This window comes from Microvirga sp. P4_G7 (assembly GCF_056401005.1).
On record NZ_JBFUKD010001024.1, the window covers coordinates 1 to 921 of the forward strand.

Annotated in this window: 1 protein-coding gene; it reads right to left on the minus strand. The window is 62.4% G+C overall.

The window, feature by feature from the left end:
* Positions 1 to 68 precede the first annotated feature (68 nt).
* A complete protein-coding gene (locus tag AC1DT3_RS22750; protein ID WP_477467431.1) occupies positions 69 to 785 on the minus strand; it encodes a DUF1028 domain-containing protein in 717 nt (238 codons plus the stop codon).
* Between the last annotated feature and the right edge of the window lie 136 nt (positions 786 to 921).

Below are 921 nucleotides of genomic sequence, written 5' to 3' on the forward strand. Positions count from 1 at the left end.
CTTGCGGCGCTGTGAAAAGATGCCTTTTCCCCTGCAATAATGAAGCAGCTACGCTTCCCCGCGACGCACTACTGGCGGGAAGCCCGCTCCTGCAGCTCTTTGCTGCGCTGATCGATCCAGGCGCGATCAGTGATTCCACCAGGATTGCTGCGCGTCGCCATTGCTTCCATGAAAGCGATGAAACGCTCATGCGCGACCTCATAGAGCCGTCGCAATTCCTGCAACGGCTCGGCATGATCGTCGACGCGAAGGTCGAGCGCAGGATAGGGTTCGGTGTGCCAGATCTTGAGCGCGGCCGATTGTTTTCCTCGTTTGTCGCCACCTTGGGCCTGACCAGCATCCAGGGCGTCCATCAATCGTGCCGTGAATGGCAGGTCGGCGCGACGCTGAAATGTCTCCAACGTCGCTTCGATCACCTCGGCCCCCGCCAGCATATTGCCCGCGACGGAAACGCCGACCTCCGAGATGTGGCCACACCAGGGCACACATTCGCTGCCGGTGTAGGCTGCCGTGCGACCATCGCGATCGATGACATGGAGTTGGCGGACGTCGCGGCCGGGATCACGCGCGGTGAGGATCTCGATCGTCGCGGAAGCGCTGCGCCCTTCAGCCATCAACGCGAGGCCGTCAACTCCGTAGAGCGGGTTGACGAGAGCCTGCGTCGCAACGGCGCCGATCCTGGCGGCACCGTACGGGCACAATGCGCCGACCGCGAAGAACTTCGTCGCCACGGCGATGCCGAAAGCACCCGTCTCCGCATCCTTGGCGATGATCGACCAGGTCATGAGATCATCCTCATCTGCCGATGGCGTAAGCCTGCATCAAGCGCGGCGTGGCTGCGCCGTGCAGCAGACCATCCTTGTCGCGACTTGCTGCGACTAGTCGGCCGACAGTCCATTCGGGTGCAACGTCGATCTCGTG

Bases quoted from the DNA above. Each gene is read 5' to 3' on its own strand.
- AC1DT3_RS22750 (WP_477467431.1), bottom strand. From the start codon at position 785: ATGACCTGGTCGATCATCGCCAAGGATGCGGAGACGGGTGCTTTCGGC.